This window comes from Pseudomonas sp. LBUM1648, assembly GCF_059716145.1.
Map to the genome: position 1 here is coordinate 1,348,662 of NZ_CP166808.1, position 18,143 is coordinate 1,366,804.

The window sequence follows — 18,143 nt, forward strand, 5'->3', positions numbered from 1 at the left end:
TGTCTTCGCGAAAAACTTCAAGCACTATGCGCGTTATGCAAAAACGCAACGTATCCTCCGTCTTAAGAGCACTGCTCGACCAGCACGGGATCTCCCCCACGGAGCTCCATCGTCGCACCGGCGTGCCTCAATCCACTCTCTCGCGGATTCTCAGCGGGAAGATCGTCGATCCTTCGGATAAACACATTTCGAAAATCGCCGAGTACTTCAATGTAAGCACCGATCAGTTGCGCGGGCGCGCGGATGTTGCGCCGTCTGCCGGTGCTGCGCGTGATGACGTGCATGCGGAACTCAAGGACATAATGCTGTGGGACGACGACACGCCTGTCGATGATGACGAGGTGTCGGTGCCCTTCCTTCGTGAGGTTGAATTGGCAGCTGGATCAGGAAGATTCGTCATCGAAGAGAGCGAGCGCTCTAGCCTGCGCTTCGGCAAGCGCAGCCTGCGCCATAACGGCGTGCAATTCGATCAGGCCAAGTGCGTGACGGTGCGTGGCAACAGCATGTTGCCGGTGCTGCGTGACGGCGCCACGGTCGGCGTGAACGCGGGCAAGTGCGGTATTGGCGACATCATCGATGGCGATCTCTATGCAATCAACCACAACGGCCAGTTGCGGGTGAAGCAACTCTATCGGCTGCCTACCGGTATCCGCCTGCGCAGCTTCAATCGCGACGAACATCCGGACGAGGACTACACCTTCCAGGAAATCCAGGAAGAGCAGATCGTCATCCTCGGTCACGTCTTCTGGTGGGGCATGTACGCCCGCTAAGCAGACCCCGGTCAGATAAAACCCGCCATCGGCGGGTTTTTTTTCGCCTGCGCAAAACCCTCAACGCCACGATTTATGCGGCATGCATGCGCCAGTGCATTTCTTCCGCATAAATAAATGCATTTACGCATTGACTGTATATGCATCCATGCATATTATTGCCACCAAGCCGCTCGACAAAGCGGCTGGAAATGAAAGCTCTTTAGTTCCACAAGAACAGGCAGCGATGAACCGGCCTCAACGGTTCAGAGGGTTGGCAACTGACCCGGGTGTGCAGCGTAAAGCACCAGAAGCAGTTATCCGACGGGCAGGGACCGCGGTCGGAAAAACAATTTGAACGGACTCGTACCGCGCCAGTAGCGCCGAAAAGTCAGCTTCCTTTTTTGACTAAAGGACTTAAAGGAAGGCGAAGGAGCGCATTACTGAAAAGCCCGGCGGATTTGCCGGGCTTTTTGGAATGCCTACCCGGGCAGGAACTGAAAGGCCGGGATGCCGGCAATCAATAAGGAAGATGAGCATGAAAAAGTACGCACGTGTAGTTGCTGGTCAGGTCGACAATATTTTTGAAACCGATAACCCGATCACCGATGAGTTTCCCGCCAATCAGGTCTGGGTAGATGTCACTGCTTTGCCCAAGATTGATTACTCCTGGAACGCAGTAAAAACCGACGGTGTCTGGAAGTTTACCGACAGCGATATGTGGGGGCAGCCGTCGCAGCTTTCTAACGAACTGCGTAGCGCAAGAACGCCACGACTCGAACGAGCCAATAACACTTTGGCTTCCAGTGCGCTGGCGTACAAGGTTGAGCTGGGTCTGGCTACGCCAGCCGATGAAGCCGCATTGCTGGCCTACAAGCAGTTTTTCATCGACATGAGCAACGTCAACAAACAGCCGGGTTATCCGCTGACCGTCACCTGGCCTGAAGTTCCTTGAATCCGGGTTGATGCATTTGCTTTCTCTGCTTGAACCGGAGCGCATTACTGAAAAGCCCGGCTGAATGCCGGGCTTTTTGGAATGCCTACCTCAAGAGAAAACGATTGAACCCAACACACACCACTCATCAATCACCCCCAGGAGGCGTGACATGACAAGCGAGCAACAAGCGTTGGCGGACATGCCGATCTGGCTGGTCATCCTACTCGCCGTAGTGGGCGGGGTGTCCGGCGAAATGTGGCGCGCCGACAAGGAAGGCGCCCGCGGCTGGTCATTGCTGCGGCGCCTGGCCCTGCGCTCCGGCGCCTGCATGATCTGCGGCGTCTCGGCAATCATGCTGCTGTATGCCGCAGGATTGTCGATCTGGGCCGCCGGCGCCTTTGGTTGCCTGACCGCAATGGCTGGCGCCGACGTCGCTATAGGTCTTTACGAGCGCTGGGCCGCCAAGCGCATTGGCGTCTGCGAAGTCCCGCCGCGCGACCAGCCTTAACCTTGACTGTTTTCCGTGCCGCCATTTTGGCGGCAGGGCTTCGCGTGGACGATTGAAAAGGAGGTCATGTATGCCCACACCGATCCAGCAGCCGTCGCAACTGTTCACAGCCATTGCGACGACGTTGCGCAACACCGCAGGACTCACCCTCAGTGTCGGCAATCAAGATGATTTCAATGCTCCCGGCGATCAGGCCTGGGTGCTGATCGACTTCGACCGAAATGCGTCGGGAGTTCGCTCCGCCGATGGGCGAATTGCTCATGTCATGACGTTGTCGCTGCAAGTCATCCCGGCGCTTTCCGCCACGGCATTTGCCGCCTGCGATCTGATCGCCGTGCTGAAAAACCTGATCACCGACAACCGCTGGAATCTGCCGGGCGATCAATGCGATTTGCCGATGAATATTGATGGCTTGCCGTCACTGCTCATCCGCGCCGATCAGCAATACAAGGCCTGGACATTGACGTTCAACCAGACCCTCTACCTCGGCCCGACACTGCTCGACGATCCACTCGGCACGCCGAAATTCGCCCGCACCTGGGAAGTCAGCAATATCGACGACCCCGACCAATACACCGCGCTGGAGGCCTGACCGATGTTCGACGCATTACTGCGTATGCAACTGGGCCCGATCATCGAACGCCTGGCGGAGATGGAAGCGGAAATCGAAGACCTGCATCGGCGTGCCGAGAGCTACTGTCGCATCGGCGTCTGCCAGACAGTCGATGCGGCGAGCAACACCTGCACGGTCAGCCACGGTGGACTGCTCACGCCGTCCATCAAGTTCTTCAATCCGAGCGCCGGGGCGCAAAGCGAATCGCGGATTCCGACAGCGGGTGAGCAGTGCCTGCTGTTCAACTACGGCAGCGGTGAAAGCGGTGCGCAATCGGTGGCGTTGTTCGGTTTGAACAGTGATCGCTTTCCGCCGACTTCGACCGTACCGACGCTGACGCGCCGCGTGCATCAGGACGGCAGTGAAAGCGGTTACGACGACGCCTCGCACACCCTTCACTGGCAGAACGGTCCGGCAGCGTTCAGCGGTTCTCGCGAATCGCTGGAGCTGAGTATCGGCCCGGCGCGACTGGCGATGAACCCGCAGGCCATCAACCTGCAACTGGGCGCCGTCGGCCTGACCATCGACGCTTCGGGCGTTCACTTCAGCGGCCCGTTGGTCGATCACCAGGGCCGCGTCATCAGCCCCTGATTCAAGAGCCTTCCATGATCGGAATCGATAGAGACAGCGGGGCCACGGTCGACGACTGGCTGCAATTTGTGCAGCGCGCGACCCGGGCTCTGACCACGCCGCTGGGCACCCGGCAAAAACGGCCCCTGTATGGCTCGCTGATCCCCTCGCTGCTCGGGCAGAACCTCGGCGACGACGTTTTGCTTCTGGCTCAGAGCCACGCAGCGCAAGCGTTCTACAACAAGCAAAACGGCATCGATGATTTTCAGCCGCAAGTGATTGTCGCCAGCCGTCAGGGCGCCGGTCTGCTGCTGCGTTTCGCCGGCACCTGGAAAAACCGTCAACAAACCTTCGAGGTCGTGACATGAGCATGTTGATCCCCGGCCAGAACCAATTGGCCGAACCCGCGCTGATCGCCGTCGACGCCTTCGAAGACCTGCTCGCCGAGTTCAAAAGCTTCGTTATCGAATACGTCGGCGCCCGCTCGCCGGACAGCGCAGCGAAACTCAAGACCAGCCTGGAAAACGAAAGCGAACTGCTGACCCTGGCGCTTGAAGCCTTCTGCGTTCGGCTGCAAACCCATGAACGTAAATACAACGCCCGCATCAAGCAGATGCTGGCGTGGTGGGCCACCGGCAGCAACCTCGATGCGAGGCTGGCGGACATGGGCCTGGAACGGCAGTTGCTCGATCCGGGTGATCCCGCCGCCTTCCCGCCGGTGCCGGCGATTTACGAGAGCGACGACGACGCCCGGTTGCGTTATTACCTGGCGCCCCATGCACCGGCGGCGGGGTCGCGGATGCAGTATCGCCGCGAGGTGTTCACCCTCGGCGAACGGCCGACGGTGAAAGTCGAATCCAACGATGCCGGTGTGGTGAATGTCACTTACACCTTCAACCCGGATGGCCTCGCTGCCCAGGTCAAGGACGGCAATGGACGCCGCACCGCACCGGGTGAAGTGCAGGTAACGGTACTTGCGCGGGATGGTGACGGCACACCTTCGCAGGCATTGCTTGAAGGCGTTCGCCAGCACTTCGCCCGACCGGATGTGCGACCGGAAACTGACCTCGTCACCGTCAAGGCTGCCGAGATCCAGCGCTACAGAATTCGCGTCGTCGCCAAGATCAATTCCGGCCCCGATTCGGGCCTGACCCAAGTCGCTGCGCAGCAACAATTGCAGGCTTACGCAGACAGTTGCCATCGCCTCGAAGGGCGGGTGGATCCGAGCTGGATCGACTACACGCTGCACAGCGCCGGAGCCGTGCAACTGCAGATTCTGGAACCGCTGGCACCAATCGTGACCACCGCGTTTCAAGCGCCGTACTGCACGGCGGTCGAGGTCGAGGTGCTGACGCTATGAGTGAAAAAACTCAACGCCCGACGCTGCTGCCGGCCAACAGTTCGGCGCTGGAGCGAGGATTGGATTTGGGCTTCGGCGCATTGCTTGATCGCATCGCGCCACCGTTCCCCGAGCTGATGAATCCAAGCGAAACGCCGGTCGCATTTCTGCCGTATCTCGCAGCGGATCGCGGCGTCGCCGAATGGAGCACCGCCGCGCCTGAAACGGAAAAACGCCTGACCGTCGAACTCGCCTGGCCGACTGCGCGTCAGGCCGGCACTCGCAAGGCACTGGAAAACGCCGCCAAAGGTTTGCAACTGCGCCCGGAAATCCGTGCCTGGTACGAACAGACGCCGCCCGGCGCGCCATACAGCTTTTCCGTACGCGCCTTCAGCGAACAACCCTACAGCGAAGAAATCGACGCCCGTCTCGACCGACGCCTGGCCGATGCCAAAAGCGAACGGGATGTGCTGTCGGTCTCGGTCGGGTTGAGCGCATTCGGCAGCCATTACATCGGCGCAGCGACCTTCTGCGGCGAACTGACCACGGTTTATCCGGTGTTCATCGAAGGGCTCGAAACCTCGGGAGAGGCGTTCATGGCCGCAGGCATGTACACCGTCGAAACATCCACTATTTATCCTCAGGGGGCCTGAATGGCTGACTATTACACCCTGCTCACCAACGCAGGGATTGCCTACGAAACGGCGTGCAAGGCCGCGGGCGTGCCGATCAAGTTGACGCAGATTTCCGTCGGCGACGGCGGCGGCTCCGTCTACAACCCGGCCGCGACCGCCACTGCGCTGAAACGCGAAGTCTGGCGCGGGCCGCTCAATGCACTCTTCCAGGACGAGAAGAATCCGAGCTGGCTGCTCGCCGAAGTCACCATTCCGCCGGATGTTGGCGGTTGGTATGTGCGTGAGGCTGGGCTGTGGACTGACACTGGCGTTCTCTATGCCATCGTCAAATACCCGGAGTCGTTCAAACCGGTTTTGGCGACGTCGGGTTCGGGTAAAGAGTTCTACATTCGCTCGATTTTCGAGACCAGCAATGCGTCGCTGGTGACGTTGTTGATTGATGACACGGTGGTCAAGGCTACCCGTGCGTGGGTCATGAGTTACCTCGCCGAAGAACTCGGCAAACTGGATGGCAAGCAGTCGGTGCGTGTTGCAGCATCCAGCAACATCGTGTTGAGCGGTGCGCAGCAGATTGACGGTGTGGCAGTGATTGCTGGTGACCGCGTGCTGCTGGCGAATCAGACCTTGGCCAAGGACAACGGCCTGTGGATTGTTGCCAACGGAGACTGGGTGCGGGCGAGCGATGCCAACAGCAGCGCCAAGGTCACTCCGGGGCTGACGGTGATGGTGGAGGAGGGCACGGCGAACGGCGATTCGCTGTGGCACCTGACCACCAATGCGCCGATCACCCTCGGTGCTACTGCACTGACGTTCAAGATGTTGGCGGGGCGCACAGGGATTACTGCCGGGACTTACAAGAGTCTGACCGTTGATGAATATGGCCGCGCGACGGCGGGTGCGAACCCTGAGACGCTGGCCGGGTTTGGCATCAAGGATTCGTACACCAAGGCTGAAGTTGAAGCGTTGATTGCCAAGGCGTCGGCGTTGCCGGTGGGTTCGATTGTCGCGTTCCCGGTTGATGCACCACCGCCGGGCTTTCTGGAACTGGATAACAGCGTCAAAAGCAGTGCGACTTACCCGGACTTGAGCGCTTATCTGGGCGGCAAGTTCAACAAGGGGGATGAGGGTGTCGGGAATTTCCGTTTGCCTGAGGCGCGTGGGGAGTTCTTGCGTGGTTGGGATCATGGGCGGGGTGTGGATTCCGGCCGTGGTCTCGGCAGCTGGCAGGCCGACGACAACAAGTCGCATGCCCATACGGTCACACGCATGCAGGCGTTCGCCAATGCCTCCGGCAGTAATCCGAGTGCTGTCGTGGTAGACAACGGCAATACCGCAGTGATGAGCAACTTCGCGGCAGGCTTCAATAGTTCTGGTGGAGCGGAGGCACGACCTCGCAACATCGCCGTCATGTGGTGCATCAAAGCCTGGAACGCTCCGGTCAATCAGGGAACCATCGACGTAGCCGCACTGGCTAAGGAAGTCGAACGACTCAAGTCCGCCGTTCCGGTGGGAGCTGTTCTGGCATTCCCGACCGGCATCGTTGCTCCAGGCTATCTTGAGCTGGATGGCAGTGTGCAGAGCATTGCGACTTATCCGGATCTGGCCGCCTATCTTGGCGTCACTTACAACAAGGGTAACGAAGGCGCTGGTAACTTCCGTTTGCCGGAGTCGCGCGGTGAGTTTTTACGTGGTTGGGATCATGGGCGAGGCGTGGATGCTGGACGAGCTTCCGGAAGCTATCAGGCGGACACGCTCAAGGCACATAGTCATTACCTTCCAACAGGCTCGGGAGGTGGGCAGGCAGTTGATCCCAATGGAGAAACCCCATCCGTTGTGCTGAAGGATACGGCCGCAGATTGGGTTCTACGGTCTACGTTCGGGGGCGACAACGCTGAGTTGTCTATAGGTAGCGTGAGAACCTACAACTTTGGCAACGCAACGGAAACCCGTCCCCGCAACCTCGCCGTCATGTGGTGCATCAAAGCCTGGAACGCACCGGTCAATCAGGGAAACATTGACATCACTGCGCTGACCGCTCTCGCACAACAAGCGACTGAACCCAATCAAGGCACGGCAAAACTGGCCTCTCAGGCACAGACCGATGCCGGCGTGGATGACAAAACCATTGTCACGCCGAAGAAGTTGCGGTGGGGCTTTTCTATGTCCAAGGAGCGAGCTGGTTACCTCATGCTGCCGAGCTGGTTGGGTGGTGTGATCGTCCAGTGGGGGACGATCAATGCGATTGCGGCAGGAGCACAAGTCAGCGTCACCTATCCGATAGCCTACCCGACTGCCGAAATCATGACGCTGGTCGGCAACAGTTCCTCGGCGGGCTCTACCACGATCACTTCCACCCTATGTGTCATGTACGGCGGTCTTACGAAGTTCACTGTTTCTGCCATCGGCAGCAATGGTCAACCGAATGGTCCTTGGATTTCCATCGGCTGGTAACAGGGAGAATTATTCATGTCACTTTTTTATGCCGCCTCGACCGGTGGCTTTTACGACGATGCCGTTCACGTTGCAATGCCTGACGATGTTGTGGAAATCACCACACAGCTACGCTCTGAGCTTTTAGCTGGAGAAGCGCAATCGCTGGTGATCGGTGCAGATGAACATGGAAGGCCTGTCCTGAGGGAGCCTGAACTGGACCTTGAATCCAAGGCTGATCGGGAGCGCATTTGGCGTGACAGCAAGATTCAAAACGTGAAGTGGTTACGTGAGCGTCATCGCGATGAACTCGAAATGTCCAGCGATACAACACTGACCATCGATCAATATCAGGCGTTGCTGGCTTATCTGAAGGACTTGCGCGATTGGCCACAGTCAGAGCAATTTCCGAATGAGCAGGCTCGGCCAGAACAACCTGATTGGATCACTTTGCAAGTACGTTGAACGCCCCGAACCCCGGGGCGTTTTCTTATCCGCCCAAAAAACACCTAACACCCGCCAAGCCCCTCCCCACGAGGGGCTTTCCCGTTTATGGAGAAACGAAAAATGGCAACCCGCCAAACCTACACCGTGCTCGTCCCATTCCCCACCGGCGGTGGGCACTGGTCGAGCGTCGGTCAAGACCTTGATCTGCTCGACGTCGAGGCCAGTGCCCTGCACACCGCCGGTCGACTGGAACTGAAAACACCTACCACCCAGGCCAAAAAGGCCGCTGCCAAGAAGGCTGACTGAACATGGCTGAGGTTTTGAACTTCGAGCACAACGGCATTACCGTCAATGCCACTGAATCCCCCGAGGCCATGGGTGGCCTGGGTGACAACGTCATCGGTCTGGTCGGCACCGCGCCGAAGGCTGATCCGCTGATTCCGCGTAACGCCCCGTTCCGCATCAACAGCTTCACCACCCACGCGCTGCTCGATCCGACCGGTTCGGAAGAGGGCACCCTGTATCACGCGGTTTACCAGATCCTCAAAGTGGTCAAGGTGCCGGTGTATGTGGTGATTGTCGAAGCGGGCGCGACCCCGGCCGACACCGTCAACGCAGTGATCGGCGGCGTCGAGCCGGCGACTGGCCGCAAGCTCGGTCTGGCGGCACTGGGCAGTGTCCCGGAAGACCTGACCATCATCGGCGCGCCGGGCTTCACCGGCACCAAAGCGGTGGCCAGCGAGTTCGCCTCGTTCGGCAAGCGCATCAAGGCTCGTGTGGTGCTGGATGGCAAGGACGCCTCGGTCGCTGACCAAGTCTTGTACAGCCAGGAACTGGGCGGCGCCGATCTCGGTTTCGACCGTTGCCTGGTGGTGCACAACATGCCGGCCGTGTACTCGAAAGCGGCGAAGAAAAACGTCTTCATTGCACCGTCCAGCCTGGCGATTGCCGCGCTGGCCAAGGTCAAGCAGTGGGAGAGCCCGGGCAACCAGGTGACCTACGCCGAAGACGTTTCCCGCGTCGTGGAATACAACATCCTCGACACCTCCACCGAAGGCGATCTGCTCAACCGTTACGGCGTCAGCTACTACGCCCGCACCGTGCTCGGCGGCTTCTCGCTGCTGGGTAACCGCTCGATTACCGGCAAGTTCATCAGCTATGTCGGCCTCGAAGATGCGATCAGCCGCAAGCTGGTCAAGGCCGGCCAGAAAGCCATGGCCAAGAACCTCACCAAGTCGTTCATGGATCAAGAGGTCAAGCGCATCAACGACTGGCTGCAAACCCTGGTCGCCGACGAAACCATTCCTGGCGGCAGCGTCTATCTGCACCCGGAACTCAACAGCGTCGAGAAGTACAAGAACGGCACCTGGTACGTGGTCATCGACTACGGCCGCTACGCGCCGAACGAACACATGGTTTATCAACTCAACGCCCGCGATGAAATCATCGAGCAGTTCCTGGAGGACGTTCTCTAATGTTTACCAACCGCAATCGCCAGGCCATCGCGGCCACCCTGCAAGGCCTGCCGCTGTCGGCGACAGTAGAAGAATTTACTCCGCCGAAGATCGAATTCGATGTGGAAGAGATGCGTGGCGGCCGCTTCATTGTTGAAGAAATGGTCAAGGGCGGCAAAGCGCTCAACGCCAAGTTGACCCTGCAAGGCATGGGCACAGAAGTCATGCTCGCACTGGGCGTGAAGCTGGGCGACGACATCCTGCTGAACGTGCGTGAGGCCGGTCAGGATCAGGACGGCAACACTTGGTTCACCTACCACACCGTCGGCGGCAAGCTGAAATCCCTTGAGGAAACCGCGGTGAAGATGGGCGAAAAACCCAAGACCAACCTTGAGCTGTCCTGCCGCACCTACAACCGCCTGGAAAACGGCGTACCGGTGATCGACATCGACGTGCGCACCCAGAAGTTCGTGCTCAACGGCGTCGACATCCTCGGTGATGCCCGTCGTGCGGTGCTGATGCCGTAACCCACGGCTAAAGGCAATCACAAAAACCTGTGGGAGCGGGCTTGCCCGCGATGGCGGTGGATCATTCAACATTGATGTTGGATGTGCCGACCTCATCGCGGGCAAGCCGGCTCCTACAAGGGACTGCACACCCCCTCAAGAATCACCAAGGAATTCATTCATGTCGTGGATGCCACCCAAGCATGACCTGCTGTCGCCAATCACCGGCGATGACGGCGCGCAGATCGAGCAGATCCAACTCAAACCGCTGTTCTACGCCGCGCAAAAAGAAGCGCTGGAACGCGCTGGCGATGACGAAGACGATCAGTTCTTCGAGCTGGCGCTGCTCGCCACCGGGCTGTCGATCAAAGAGCTAGACCAGCTCAAACGCCCGGACTACGTGAGCATTGCCCAGTACGTACACGAGATGTCGACCCGGCCGGCGTCGTACTTCAGCGACCAGGTCGAAGACGCGGAAAAAACCGACGATCCGGATGAGGTGCAACTGCTGCAACCGCTCGCCGTAACCGGCCGCACCGTGACTTCGCTGTCGCTGGAAATGCCGGCATTGCGCGCCACCAAAGTGATGAAGAAACTGAAAACGGCCAAGGAACGCGCCGAGTTCATCACCGCCCATTGCACCGGTCTGATGATCCCGGATCTGGCCCACTTGACCGTCCCTGACTGGACTCAGCTACAGGTGCGCATAGACGATTTTTTAAACCAGCCGGCGGCCTACTTTCGGAACGCGACATCGAAGTAATCCTCGATATCGTCCCGCTCATTTACCCGGTAAGTGAGGCGGAGATTCTGGAATGGGACGCCGAAAAGGCGTTGCGCCGCTACGACATAGCGATCACTCGCCTTGGCGTGAAACAGGAGTAGAGCGGCAATGGCAGAGAGCAAATTTTCGCCCATGAATGTCGGTGACAGCGCCGGCGCAGGATTTGGCAGTATCACCCTGAGCGTTGCCGCGCTGAACGCAGGTGCGGGGCGGCTTGCCGTGGAGCAGATCAGCGGGCTGCGCCAGGCATTGCTGACGGCCAGCGGAAGAATCGTGCTGCTGACGACGGCAATCGATGCATTGAGCGTGACTCTGTCCGCATTGCGTGCGTTGCCACAGGCAGCGAGTGCCGAAGCGAAGAGTGAGTCATCCGGTGGGCAGAAAACACCGGAAAAATCTTCCACGGGAGCTGAGCTTCCCGAGACGCGCAAGGCAGCGATTGCCATGGATTCGGCTGCGGCCACTCTTGCGAGTGTGGCGCAGCTTTCCCGCGACGACGGGAAAGACATGGCACTCACGAGCCTGAAAATGGCCAGTGCCACCTTGGTGGCTGCCGGAGGCACTACCGGGGTCGAGCTGGTCAAGATTGAAACCCTGGCAGCCAAGGCGGGAGTCGGCAGCGAAGCGGTAAACGACGAGGGCAAGAAACGCGAATTGCTGACGTTTGCCAGCGATGCGGCCATCACTGCATCGGCATTCAAGGTTACGGGGCTGGAAGCCGGCGAAATGTTGAAGGTCTGGCGCACCTCGATGAAGCTTTCGCGCGATCAAGCCCTTGATTTGGCGGATGCGGCCAATCATCTCGGCAAAATGCCCGGAGATGTCCAGGCAGGGGCTATCGGTTCTGTCTTGCAGCAGTCGGGTGAAGCTGCCGTCGGCGCAGGCTTTCAACCCGAACAAGCGGCGGCGTTGTCGGCGGCGCTGTTGAACAGCGGCCTGAAGAAAGACGATGCCGGTAGCGCACTGAAGAACATTTCCGATGCGTTGGCCAAGGGCGATCAAGCGTCCGGGGCTGAAAAGGCTGCTTGGAATCAATTAGGCCTGGATCCCAAGGCAGTCGCGCAAGCCATGCGCGATCCCGAGCACAAGGGCTTGCAGAAAGGCGCCGTTATCTCGGTACTTGCGGCTCTGAATAACAAATCACCGGAAGAGCGCTCGACGTTGTCCCGGACATTGTTTGCGGACAGTGGCAGTGCGGCGCTCTCGTTGTCCGGGGACTTGAGCAAGGTGAATGATGCCTTCTTGCAGGTGAGCGACAAGAGCCTGTACGCGACATCGAAGCTCAAGGAAAAAGGCTCGGTCAGAGAGTCCGCGATGGCCCTTGCCAATACCCAGCAGGGGCAGTTGAACATAAAAAATGCCCGTGAGGAGCGCTTGTCGGTCGCCAAAGGCAATGCGCTGGCGCCCGATATCGAAACGCCGGGTGAGAGTCATTCGGTAGACCAACTGAGCGAACTGGCCGAAACCTATCCGAAAACCACGGGAGTGGCTCTGACGGCGGCAGCCTGGATCAAACCGGTGTTCGATTTCGTGCTCGATGCAGTTGTTGGGGAGCTGAAAGATCGGGTTGGCAAAGGGATCGTGGATAAAGCTGCCAGTCGGCTCCCCGGTCGTTCAGGGCTCGCCCCATCCGCAGCAGCTGCAGTGACCGGCGTGGCTGAAACGCAGGGCGCTGCTCTTGCCAGCCGGACAGCAAATGCCGGCAACGGTTTGAAGATACTGGAACAGACTGCAAGGTCTGCTGCTCCGAGGCTGGAGCCTTTGGTTGCCTCGATACAGCCGGTGTCGCGTGCAATGCCCGGGCCGATGAAGGCGCTGATGGGGGCCTCCATGGTCGCCGAAGGTGTTGCCAGCGGTGACAAACAACAGATTGGCAAAGGCCTCGGCGCCGCCGGTGGTGCGTGGGCCGGCGCGCTTACCGGTAGCTCGATGGGCGCGACCCTGGGAAGTCCCGGGCTGGCGCCGGGCATGGCACTTGGGAGTGTCATTGGTGGACTGATCGGGGGATGGCTGGGCTTTGAAGGGGGAGGTTTTTTGGGGGAGAAACTGATGACTACCGCGCCGGACAAACTCGCCCCGCCGGCCGAAGTCGCCAAAGACCTGGCTGGCGCACAGACGCAAAATCAGCAGGTTTCCTTCTCTCCGACGATCCAGGTCACCTGTCCTGCCCCCGACACTGCCCAACAGATTCATTCGATTATCGAGCAACAGATTTCCGGTCAATTCCATGGCCAATTCATGCCGCTGCTGATGGGCGGTAACCCACTCGGGACGCGTCGTGATGCAGCCCTGACTGACGGAGCCGGTACATGAAACAACAAATGGCGCTGGGCAGTTTCATCTTCGGCCTGTCGCGTAATTTCGCCTATAGCACGCTGGCGCGAAAGTCCGACGGTGGCTGGACGGAACTGCCAATTCTCACCAGTAAACCCAAATCCCATCAGACCGGACAGAAGCCCGAAACCCTGACCATCGGCGGCACAGCGATGTACGCCGTGGCCATGGAGCGGCTCGATGAGCTGCGTGCGCTGCAAGCCTTGAGAGCACCGCTGCCGTTGATCGACGGCATCGGTCGCAACTGGGGTTTGTGGCGGATCAGCAGCGTTCAGGAAAACCAGAGCGAGGTCATCGATGACGGCACCGCGATGGTGATCAAGTGGGTACTCGAATTAGCGGAGTTCAACAATGCGTAAGGTTCGAAGCGTGGCCGGTGATTCGGTGAATCTGCTGCTCTACCGCGAATCGGGTCGTTCAGACGATCAGGCCGAAGCCGCGTTGTGGACACTCAATTCGACCCTGGCCGAACACGGCCCCGTTTTGCCGGCGGGCATCTGGGTGACGCTGCCGGAGCTCGACAGCAAACCGGCCGCAATCAAGCCGGTTCTGGCTTGGGACTAAGGAGGTTGCATGGCACAGGGATTTACACCGGCGATCGAAATCTACGGCGCCAACCACGCCTTGCTGAACCAGCGTCTGATCAGTTGGGAGCACATTGATGCTGCCGGGATGGAGTCCGATCAACTGACATTGGTGATCGACCTGGAAGGCCTCGAAGGCTTGCCGACTCTGGGCGGAACAATCGGCCTGCGGGTTGGCTATCTGGAGTCCGGGCTGGTCGAAAAGGGCCAGTTCAAGGTGACTCGACTGACCCCGACGCTGTTCCCGTTGCGCTTGACGCTGGTCGCTACCGCAGCGCCTTTTAGCGGCAAGGATGAGACCCGATTCAAGGAACGGCGCACGGCCAGTCATGGCCCCACAACCCTTGGCGCACTGTTTCGCCAGTTGGTCTCGCCGCACGGTTTTTCGCCGCGCGTCGATCCCGAACTGGCGCTGATCCGGATCGCTCATGTTGATCAGTCGAACGAAACCGACATGAGCTTCATCACGCGACTGGCGCTCAAGTACGACGCGGTGGCCAAACCGTACAACGACCTCTACGTATTGGCGAAACCTGCGCAGCTCAAAAACCTGTCGGGCCAGGTGATACCGGACGTCAGGCTGTCGGTGACCAGTAACAATCGACCGGGTGATCACGCCTTCATCAGCGCCACACTGGAAGAGACCGCTCGCACCCAGAACCAGGGTTGCAAGACCTGCTTCTGGGACATCGCCGCCGGCAAACTGCGGGAGGTGGTAACCGGTTCCGAGCCCTACAAGGTCATTCGCCAGAAACAGGCCAGTGAAGCAGACGCCAAAGCTATCGGCGAAGCCGAAGTGCGCAAGATGCTGCGCCAGAAATACAAGCTGAGGGTCACCTGTCCGGGCGATCCGCTGCTGGCTGCCGAAGGCCTGTTGGTGCTCGATGACACCTGGCCAGACTTCATGCGCGGTCGCTGGTCGATCGAAAAAGTCACCGCCAGCGGCAAGCGTGAGGAAAGCTACCGCTGCTTGATTGAGGCAACCGGCCTCGATCCCAAAGCCTGATCCCTCCACAACATCCTGTGGGATCGACCTGCTCGCGAAGAGGCCGGCATAGCCAACATTGATGGCGACGACTGACCCAGCGCTTTCGCGAGCAGGCTCGCTCCCACATTGGGTTCTGCGTTCACTCCCTCTAATTCCGGAACACCACCATGAAGATCACCCCGATCCTCACGCAGTTGCGTGCGCAATGCCCAAGCCTTGCCAATCACATCGCGGTGGGTGTCGACCTGGCGTTGCTGCAAGGCAAGCCCGATCTGCCGACACCTTCGGCCCACGTCACACCGCTGGCCGATCTGGCCAGCAACAGCACCGCACAAAACCTCACCTGGCAACCGATCCGCGACCGCTTCGAAATCGTCCTGGCGCTTGACGCCACCGACGCGACAAAAGCGCTGGATCTGTTGCACGACCTGCGCGCCGAACTGTGGCGCGCACTGGTGGGTTTCAAAGCCGATGCCGACTACAGCGCCATCGTTTATGACGGCGGCGAGATGGTCTCGATCAACAGCAGCCGCGCCTTTTATCGGCTGCGCTTTTTTGCCGAGTTCCAGCTCGGTCGCAATCTGCCGAGTCAGCCTGCGGAGAGTTGGCACGAACGTGAACTGGACGGTTTGTCGTCCTTTACCGGGGCCACCGTGCGGGTCGATGCGATCGACCCGGCCGACCCCAACCTGAAACGCCCGGGCCCCGATGGGCGCGTGGAACTGACTTTCTCTGGAGACGTAACCCCATGAGCAATCGCATCACCGTAGTGCCGGCCGCAGGCCGTGCCGTGCCAGACCCGGAGGCGGGCGATCTGCTGCCTCTCGAAGGCCGTGAAGTGCTGGACAGCGCCTGGTGGCGCCGACGTCTGGCCGACGGCGATATCACACTCAAAACCGCAAAAGCGGCTAAACCACAGGGAGCCAAATAATGGCGATCGGATTCAGCAACATCCCCGCGGACATTCGTGTACCGCTGTTCTATGCCGAAATGGACAACTCGGCCGCCAATAGTGCGAGCTCGACCATGCGCCGTTTGATCGTGGCTCAGGTCAACGACAACATCGCCCCGACTGAAGTCGGCAAACTGGTTTTGGTCTCCAGCGTGGCGCTGGCAAAAAGTATCGGTGGCCAGGGCTCGATGCTCGCCTCGATGTACGAGACCTTCCGCAAGGCCGACCCGATCGGCGAGATCTGGTGCCTGCCGCTGCACAACGCTGAAGGCGCCATCGCCAAAGGCGTGCTGACCCTGACCGGCACCGCGACTCAGGCTGGCGTACTCAACCTGTATGTTGGTGGTGTGCGTGTGCAAGCCACCGTGGTCAACGGTGCTACCGCCGCTCAAGCAGCGACTGCGCTGGCGCAGAAAATCAACGCCACGGCCGATCTGCCGGTGAGCGCTGCGGCTGCCGAAGGCGTCGTGACCCTGAACGCCAAATGGACTGGCGACAGCGGCAACGACATCAGCCTGCAATTCAATCGCCTGGGCAAGAGCAATGGCGAAGAGACCCCGGCCGGCCTGACCTCCGCAATCACCGCCATGACCGGCGGCGCCGGCGTGCCGGATCAGATCGGTGCCGTTGCGGCACTGGGTGATGAGCCATTCGAGTTCATCGCACTGCCGTGGTCGGACCTGTCGACCCTCAACACCTGGCAAGCGGTCATGGATGACAGCACCGGTCGCTGGTCGTGGGCCAAGCAACTGTTTGGTCATGTCTACAGCGCCAAGCGCGGCACCGTCGGCACTCTGGTGGCGGCCGGTCAGGCGCGTAACGACCAGCACATGACCATTCAGGCGCTGGAGCCGGGTGTTCCGCAACCGTTCTGGGTACAAGCTGCTGCACTGGCTGCGCGCACTGCGGTGTTCATCTCCGCCGACGCCAGCCGTCCGACCCAGAGCGGCAGCCTGCCGGGTGTCGATCCTGCGCCAGCGAGCGAGCGTTTCACCCTGACCGAGCGTCAGTCGCTGCTCAACTACGGCATCGCCACTGCGTACTACGAAGGCGGTTACGTGCGCATCCAGCGTTCGATCACCACCTACCAGAAAAACGCTTACGGCCAGGCCGACAACTCCTATCTGGACAGCGAAACCATGCACCAGTCGGCGTTCATCGTGCGTCGTCTGCAAAGCGTGATCACCAGCAAATACGGTCGGCACAAACTGGCCTCCGACGGCACCCGCTTCGGCGCCGGTCAGCCCATCGTCACCCCGAGCACCATTCGCGGTGAGCTGATCGCCCAGTACGCCAAACTCGAACTGGAAGGCCACGTCGAGAACGCCGAGTTGTTCGCCGAGCACCTGATCGTCGAGCGCGACGTGCAGGACCCGAGCCGCGTGAACGTGCTGTTCCCGCCTGATTACATCAACGGTCTGCGCGTGTTCGCACTGCTCAACCAATTCCGTCTGCAGTACGACGACGCGGCTTGATAACCGCGTTTAGCGTCAAGCATTCAGCCCACCTCGCGTGGGCTTTTTTATTCAAGGGAGTAACACCATGGGTCAACTGATTGCAGGTACCTGCTACGTCAAGGTCGACGGCGCGCAACTGACTATCAACGGCGGCTGCGAAGCCCCGCTGATGGCCGTAAAACGCGAAACCGTCGTACCCGGCTTCTACAAGGAAACCGACATCGCGCCGTCGTTCAAAGTAACCGCGCTGCACACCGCCGATTTCCCGCTGAAGAAGCTGATCGAAGGCACCGACATCACCGTCACCTGCGAATTCAGCAATGGCAAAGTCTACGTGCTGGCCGGTGCGTACCTGGTTGAAGAACCAGTCTCCAAGGGCGATGACGCCACCATCGAACTGAAATTCGAAGGCATCAAGGGGACATGGCAATGAGTGGCGCCGTGAAGCTTCAGGTTGCGATCGAAGCTCACGGCGAGCCCCTGACCGAACTCGTCCTGCGCCGTCCGACGGTGCAGGAAGTGCGAGCGATCAAGGCGCTGCCGTACAAGATCGACAAGAGCGAAGAGGTCAGCCTCGACATGGACGTCGCGGCCAAATACATCGCCGTGTGCGCCGGCATTCCGCCGTCGTCGGTCAACCAGCTCGATCTGGCTGACCTCAACGCGCTGAGCTGGGCTGTTGCGAGTTTTTTCATGAGTGCGGCGTCGGCGCCATCACCGACCTGATCGCAGTCGCCTATGACCTGGCCTGGTTCTGGAAGGTTGACCCCGAACAGATGATGGCCAGGCCACTGGATGTGCTCCGCGAATCGCTGGAGCACGCGCAACGGATCAATGCGATGCAGCAGGTGCAGTG

Annotated in this window: 24 protein-coding genes; all 24 read left to right on the forward strand. The window is 59.8% G+C overall.

What is annotated here, in order from left to right; translation table 11 throughout:
• The first annotated feature begins 35 nt into the window (after positions 1-35).
• The 24 genes from ACA043_RS06045 (at position 36) to ACA043_RS06160 (ending at position 18,013) form a co-directional block, all read left to right on the forward strand.
• Positions 36-770, forward strand: a complete 735-nt coding sequence (locus ACA043_RS06045; protein WP_095191963.1) for a LexA family transcriptional regulator — start codon at positions 36-38, stop codon at positions 768-770.
• Between the two features lie 82 nt (positions 771-852).
• The gene (locus ACA043_RS06050) at positions 853-1,107 is read left to right on the forward strand and encodes a hypothetical protein (protein ID WP_497658814.1); all 255 of its coding nucleotides are present in this window, start codon (positions 853-855) and stop codon (positions 1,105-1,107) included.
• A 180-nt stretch (positions 1,108-1,287) separates the two neighbouring features.
• A complete protein-coding gene (locus ACA043_RS06055) occupies positions 1,288-1,704 on the forward strand; it encodes a tail fiber assembly protein (RefSeq protein WP_489878298.1) in 417 nt (138 codons plus the stop codon).
• Positions 1,705-1,855: 151 nt separating this feature from the next.
• A complete protein-coding gene (locus ACA043_RS06060) occupies positions 1,856-2,194 on the forward strand; it encodes a phage holin family protein (protein ID WP_038357950.1) in 339 nt (112 codons plus the stop codon).
• Between the two features lie 70 nt (positions 2,195-2,264).
• The gene (locus ACA043_RS06065) at positions 2,265-2,786 is read left to right on the forward strand and encodes a hypothetical protein (protein WP_187679134.1); all 522 of its coding nucleotides are present in this window, start codon (positions 2,265-2,267) and stop codon (positions 2,784-2,786) included.
• Between the two features lie 3 nt (positions 2,787-2,789).
• Positions 2,790-3,398, forward strand: a complete 609-nt coding sequence (locus ACA043_RS06070) for a phage baseplate assembly protein V (protein WP_497658815.1) — start codon at positions 2,790-2,792, stop codon at positions 3,396-3,398.
• 14 nt (positions 3,399-3,412) lie between these two features.
• Positions 3,413-3,745 (forward strand): phage baseplate protein, encoded by a 333-nt coding sequence (locus ACA043_RS06075; RefSeq protein WP_095188860.1) that lies wholly within the window; start codon positions 3,413-3,415, stop codon positions 3,743-3,745.
• A complete protein-coding gene (locus tag ACA043_RS06080; protein WP_497658816.1) occupies positions 3,742-4,737 on the forward strand; it encodes a baseplate J/gp47 family protein in 996 nt (331 codons plus the stop codon). Before ACA043_RS06075 ends, ACA043_RS06080 begins: the two co-directional genes overlap by 4 nt.
• A complete protein-coding gene (locus ACA043_RS06085; RefSeq protein WP_187679130.1) occupies positions 4,734-5,369 on the forward strand; it encodes a phage tail protein I in 636 nt (211 codons plus the stop codon). Before ACA043_RS06080 ends, ACA043_RS06085 begins: the two co-directional genes overlap by 4 nt.
• The gene (locus ACA043_RS06090) at positions 5,370-7,802 is read left to right on the forward strand and encodes a phage tail-collar fiber domain-containing protein (RefSeq protein WP_497658817.1); all 2,433 of its coding nucleotides are present in this window, start codon (positions 5,370-5,372) and stop codon (positions 7,800-7,802) included.
• Positions 7,803-7,817: 15 nt separating this feature from the next.
• The gene (locus ACA043_RS06095) at positions 7,818-8,246 is read left to right on the forward strand and encodes a phage tail assembly chaperone (protein WP_497658818.1); all 429 of its coding nucleotides are present in this window, start codon (positions 7,818-7,820) and stop codon (positions 8,244-8,246) included.
• 102 nt (positions 8,247-8,348) lie between these two features.
• On the forward strand, positions 8,349-8,534 hold the full coding sequence (locus tag ACA043_RS06100) for a hypothetical protein (protein ID WP_003222199.1): 186 nt from the start codon (positions 8,349-8,351) through the stop codon (positions 8,532-8,534).
• Positions 8,535-8,536: 2 nt separating this feature from the next.
• Positions 8,537-9,703 (forward strand): phage tail sheath protein, encoded by a 1,167-nt coding sequence (locus ACA043_RS06105; protein WP_099758138.1) that lies wholly within the window; start codon positions 8,537-8,539, stop codon positions 9,701-9,703.
• On the forward strand, positions 9,703-10,209 hold the full coding sequence (locus ACA043_RS06110; RefSeq protein WP_134825665.1) for a phage major tail tube protein: 507 nt from the start codon (positions 9,703-9,705) through the stop codon (positions 10,207-10,209). The genes ACA043_RS06105 and ACA043_RS06110 overlap by 1 nt, the downstream gene beginning before the upstream one ends.
• Before the next feature lie 160 nt (positions 10,210-10,369).
• Entirely contained in the window at positions 10,370-10,951 is a 582-nt protein-coding gene (locus ACA043_RS06115) for a phage tail assembly protein (protein WP_497658819.1), read from the forward strand.
• A gap of 129 nt (positions 10,952-11,080) precedes the next feature.
• On the forward strand, positions 11,081-13,285 hold the full coding sequence (locus ACA043_RS06120; RefSeq protein WP_497658820.1) for a phage tail tape measure protein: 2,205 nt from the start codon (positions 11,081-11,083) through the stop codon (positions 13,283-13,285).
• Entirely contained in the window at positions 13,282-13,665 is a 384-nt protein-coding gene (locus ACA043_RS06125; protein ID WP_489878306.1) for a phage tail protein, read from the forward strand. Before ACA043_RS06120 ends, ACA043_RS06125 begins: the two co-directional genes overlap by 4 nt.
• Positions 13,658-13,870, forward strand: coding sequence for a tail protein X (locus ACA043_RS06130; protein WP_187679122.1), 213 nt, complete (start codon positions 13,658-13,660; stop codon positions 13,868-13,870). The genes ACA043_RS06125 and ACA043_RS06130 overlap by 8 nt, the downstream gene beginning before the upstream one ends.
• A gap of 9 nt (positions 13,871-13,879) precedes the next feature.
• A complete protein-coding gene (locus tag ACA043_RS06135; RefSeq protein ID WP_497658821.1) occupies positions 13,880-14,896 on the forward strand; it encodes a phage late control D family protein in 1,017 nt (338 codons plus the stop codon).
• Positions 14,897-15,045: 149 nt separating this feature from the next.
• Positions 15,046-15,630: a phage tail terminator protein gene (locus ACA043_RS06140; protein WP_497658822.1), complete on the forward strand. Its 585-nt coding sequence runs from the start codon at positions 15,046-15,048 to the stop codon at positions 15,628-15,630.
• The gene (locus tag ACA043_RS06145; RefSeq protein WP_095188872.1) at positions 15,627-15,809 is read left to right on the forward strand and encodes a DUF2635 domain-containing protein; all 183 of its coding nucleotides are present in this window, start codon (positions 15,627-15,629) and stop codon (positions 15,807-15,809) included. Before ACA043_RS06140 ends, ACA043_RS06145 begins: the two co-directional genes overlap by 4 nt.
• The gene (locus ACA043_RS06150; protein ID WP_497658823.1) at positions 15,809-17,305 is read left to right on the forward strand and encodes a phage tail sheath subtilisin-like domain-containing protein; all 1,497 of its coding nucleotides are present in this window, start codon (positions 15,809-15,811) and stop codon (positions 17,303-17,305) included. Before ACA043_RS06145 ends, ACA043_RS06150 begins: the two co-directional genes overlap by 1 nt.
• A gap of 67 nt (positions 17,306-17,372) precedes the next feature.
• Positions 17,373-17,720, forward strand: a complete 348-nt coding sequence (locus ACA043_RS06155) for a phage tail tube protein (protein ID WP_007908779.1) — start codon at positions 17,373-17,375, stop codon at positions 17,718-17,720.
• Positions 17,717-18,013, forward strand: coding sequence for a phage tail assembly protein (locus ACA043_RS06160; RefSeq protein WP_007908778.1), 297 nt, complete (start codon positions 17,717-17,719; stop codon positions 18,011-18,013). Before ACA043_RS06155 ends, ACA043_RS06160 begins: the two co-directional genes overlap by 4 nt.
• Positions 18,014-18,143 lie beyond the last annotated feature (130 nt).